Source organism: Bartonella sp. CL63NXGY, from assembly GCF_042194905.1.
Taxonomy (GTDB): Bacteria; Pseudomonadota; Alphaproteobacteria; order Rhizobiales; family Rhizobiaceae; genus Bartonella.
Window position 1 is genome coordinate 1 of record NZ_JBHINK010000042.1, and the last position, 3,152, is coordinate 3,152.

Below are 3,152 nucleotides of genomic sequence, written 5' to 3' on the forward strand. Positions count from 1 at the left end.
GCAAAGTGCCTTCAAACGCTCTTCACAGCGCCTTTTATGCGCCTTGGAAAGCCCCTCATAACGCACCCAAATGCTTGTCTTTTGCTCCCCTTGCGTTTGTTTCACATCAACACCCACTCCAAACCGCACCAACAACGCCGCCCGCGCCCCCTCCGGCAATAAGGAAATGTGATACTTCCAAACCGGCTTGGTTTTGCCTCCCACTTTCCTCGAAAGTTCAGAGTTTTTTCTCCAATATGCCCGTCCGTGGTTTTCAAGACTTTTATATGTTTTCGGCAACCCTGGCAAAGCTGCCTCAGCCAATTCGGCAATAGTAAACCATTCCTTCATGGCTGCCCCCTTTTAATGCGAACCGGCGTTGCGCGCATGGCTTTCAATTGCGCTGCAATCTCCCGCTGTTCCTGCTGAAGCCGCGCAATTTCTGCTAACCGCGCCTCATCCCCTTGCAACAGCAACAATCCATCTTCACTCACCACCTCATCCCAAAGCCAAAATGCCTCTGTCGCCCGCACAAATGCCTTAAACCGCGGCAGGGAAATATCCACCTGCTTACTTTCCGCAACATAAGCATCCAAACTCGCCTTACTTAAACACCCAATCCCTAAATAATGCGCCATACGCTCCGCAATCACACTGCGCTCATGCCGGCATTCTCTCAAAGCCCGCGCCATCGCTCGCTTAATGCGCGAGCGAAACCGCCCTAAATCAATCTGCGCAACGGGTTCACGACAAGGAAAAACCGGCTTTTGGAAAAAATCAAGCTGCCCGCAACCATGCCTCTTCATGACAGCACCTCCCCCGATTGCTTGTTCAAATAATCATAAAACCGCGCCTTTGTCTGCGCATCTGCTCTCTGCCAAACACCCAATAACTGAGCAAAAACCCGCTCTTGTTCATTAATTTGCGGAGGTGTATTAATCCCATTGACCAAATCAACAGCCCGCCTCAAATCCCCCTCAACCTGTTGCAAAGCAATTGCCACCCGCCGTTGCGCAACCGGCTCCATCTTCGCCAACTTCAACAACTGCGCTTGATTATCTGCCAAGGCTGTCCCCCGCAAAACAGAGCGTAATTCTGGCTGTAAATGTCGAGAAATGCTGTTAAGACGTCTTACTGATTTTGGAGACAAACCAATGCGGTCCGCCACATGTTTGGCAAAGTGCAAACTTTGCACTTTGCCATTTAAGTCACCATCATTTGGCAAAGGGTCAACTTGACCCTTTGCCACTTTGTCCCCTTCACTCCCGATTTTATTGTGATCTGAAGTTGCATTGCTGTCCCTTTGAGCAATTGGGACAACTTGTCCCAATTGCTCTTTTTTGACTTTATGTTGATTACTACCGTCCCCACCACGCTTAATTTCCCCATACTTCTTTTCCCACAATTCGCGGTAAGTCTGGACAAAAAGCGCACGATCAATCACTGACAATTCATTGCGAAAGAGGTTTTCAGCAACCTCTAAAAGCGCGGCATTGTCCTTATCAGCCTGCACCACAACGGCATCAATGTCACTATAGCCCAAAAGCTCAGCAGCACGAAGCCGATGCGCACCAGCAATAAGCGTGTAATTACCTTCCTTAGCATTGGGGGTATGGCGCACCGTAATCGGATTCATCAATCCCTCCCGCGCCATTGATTGTGCAAGTGCCTTGGCATGCTCATCATCCACAGGGCGTATACGCTCCGGTACCACAATCACATCAAGAGCAAGCTTTTGAAACTGTGCCATCACGCCCCCGCCTTTCTGATCTCTTTAAAGAATAAATCCATCGCACGCCCCGCCCATCTTCGATAAGCTTTCGCAAAAACGGGTTCTTCCAAACGCCGGTTAATGGTACGCAAAGAACGAGCAACAGCAGTGCGTTCACGCTCTTGCATGGCAACAAGACGCCGCCGCGGCACCTCAAACTGATAATGCAAAATATGAATAACAATCTGTCGTGCTAACGCCGCATCAAATAAGCAGTGCGGAGGGTCAATAATATACCGGATTGGCAAATGTTTAAATCCACTACTCACCGCCTTAAAAGAACAGGCAAGCATAGCTTCCAAACGTTCAACCTCCGAATAAGGATTAACGATATCGCTTCTGGCTTCTGGGGTCCATAAATTACAAGCAGCAACCATAACCACCCCCTATAAAAACAATATGACCACCATCTAATCGCCAGAACCAACCCATGCAAACGGCTGTTCTATGATGCAACTCTATGCAATTTATCTTGCCTATTTCGTACTGATCTTTAGACATTGATAAACCTTTTTATCTTATGGTATTTAAATTCATGGCAAATGCGCAAAAACGCAAAGCCGTGTAACGAAGTTCAAGCAGCATTACCGCGCAAAGCAGAATGCGCACGCGAATCTGTGTTGGCATGTTTTGCTGCTTTAAAAATGCGACGGCGACTTTTGGGGTAGCGGTCGCTAAAAACCTGCTCAACGGGCAAACCGATAAAATCGGCAATAGCGCGTTCGGCTTTCTCGTTAGACCGTGTCCAAATGTGTTGAACACTGGATGACGATAGTTGATAAGCTTTCGCGAGCTCCGCCAAGGTCATGTTACGGCGGCGTAGCTCGGCTAAAATACTATGGCGATCCCATACTTGGATGCATGTTTGGGTGGTTGTCATAACTTTCGCTCCTGCTTCAAACGGATGCTCAAACCATCCGTTTTTTGTGGGGTTAATTGTAAAATATCTGCCCTCAATATCGGGCGGTAATAACAGTTAAAACCATTTTACGGGTTTGTCAACCCGTAAAATGGTCTTAATGGGTATTTTTTTGGCACGTTTAGAAACAGAACCTAAAACACCATTGGCAAAACGCCTACGTGAAATAAGACGAATCCTCGGAAACGAAGAACGCGGTGCTTTTGCCAAATCTCTTAATTTGGCAAAAAATACGCTTGCAAATTATGAGCTCGGTATAAATGAGCCACCAGCATCTATCGTAATTGCCTATCACAAAATTTATGGCGTAGACTTTCATTGGCTTCTCACTGGAGAAGGCGAAATGTTTACAGACATGGAAAAGGCGAAAGCAGCTGGTTTTAAACCACAAACTATCCCTGCTGGTCTCATGAAAAAGCTTGGTCGCATAGCTTATACAACCTATCGCGATGCTAAAATAAAACTCCCCCCTGAAGATATAGC

7 protein-coding genes are annotated in these 3,152 nt (G+C 47.2%); 1 reads left to right on the forward strand and 6 read right to left on the reverse strand.

Annotated elements, in window-relative coordinates:
* From ACFIK0_RS08910 to ACFIK0_RS08935, 6 genes are all read right to left on the reverse strand, one after another.
* Positions 1-330: DNA-binding protein (locus tag ACFIK0_RS08910; protein ID WP_375663854.1), on the reverse strand; the 330-nt coding region annotated here is incomplete at its 3' end.
* The gene (locus tag ACFIK0_RS08915) at positions 327-785 is read right to left on the reverse strand and encodes a hypothetical protein (RefSeq protein ID WP_012232200.1); all 459 of its coding nucleotides are present in this window, start codon (positions 783-785) and stop codon (positions 327-329) included. The genes ACFIK0_RS08910 and ACFIK0_RS08915, both read right to left, overlap by 4 nt.
* A complete protein-coding gene (locus ACFIK0_RS08920) occupies positions 782-1,729 on the reverse strand; it encodes a ParB/RepB/Spo0J family partition protein (protein WP_375637261.1) in 948 nt (315 codons plus the stop codon). The genes ACFIK0_RS08915 and ACFIK0_RS08920 overlap by 4 nt, the downstream gene beginning before the upstream one ends.
* Entirely contained in the window at positions 1,729-2,127 is a 399-nt protein-coding gene (locus ACFIK0_RS08925; RefSeq protein ID WP_375612308.1) for a hypothetical protein, read from the reverse strand. Before ACFIK0_RS08925 ends, ACFIK0_RS08920 begins: the two co-directional genes overlap by 1 nt.
* The gene (locus ACFIK0_RS08930; RefSeq protein ID WP_273755279.1) at positions 2,111-2,251 is read right to left on the reverse strand and encodes a hypothetical protein; all 141 of its coding nucleotides are present in this window, start codon (positions 2,249-2,251) and stop codon (positions 2,111-2,113) included. Before ACFIK0_RS08930 ends, ACFIK0_RS08925 begins: the two co-directional genes overlap by 17 nt.
* A 73-nt stretch (positions 2,252-2,324) precedes the next feature.
* Complete coding sequence (locus ACFIK0_RS08935) at positions 2,325-2,630, reverse strand: helix-turn-helix transcriptional regulator (protein ID WP_005864619.1); 306 nt, start codon at positions 2,628-2,630, stop codon at positions 2,325-2,327.
* A 151-nt stretch (positions 2,631-2,781) separates the two neighbouring features.
* Here ACFIK0_RS08935 and ACFIK0_RS08940 point away from each other — a divergent pair.
* Positions 2,782-3,152: helix-turn-helix transcriptional regulator (locus tag ACFIK0_RS08940; RefSeq protein WP_375663855.1), on the forward strand; the 371-nt coding region annotated here is incomplete at its 3' end.

What these genes read in the sequence shown, in the direction of transcription:
- ACFIK0_RS08915 (WP_012232200.1), bottom strand. Translation starts at nt 785, where the DNA reads ATGAAGAGGCATGGTTGCGGGCAGCTTGATTTTTTCCAAAAGCCGGTT.
- ACFIK0_RS08920 (WP_375637261.1), bottom strand. Translation starts at nt 1,729, where the DNA reads ATGGCACAGTTTCAAAAGCTTGCTCTTGATGTGATTGTGGTACCGGAG.
- ACFIK0_RS08925 (WP_375612308.1), bottom strand. Translation starts at nt 2,127, where the DNA reads ATGGTTGCTGCTTGTAATTTATGGACCCCAGAAGCCAGAAGCGATATC.
- ACFIK0_RS08930 (WP_273755279.1), bottom strand. Translation starts at nt 2,251, where the DNA reads ATGTCTAAAGATCAGTACGAAATAGGCAAGATAAATTGCATAGAGTTG.
- ACFIK0_RS08935 (WP_005864619.1), bottom strand. Translation starts at nt 2,630, where the DNA reads ATGACAACCACCCAAACATGCATCCAAGTATGGGATCGCCATAGTATT.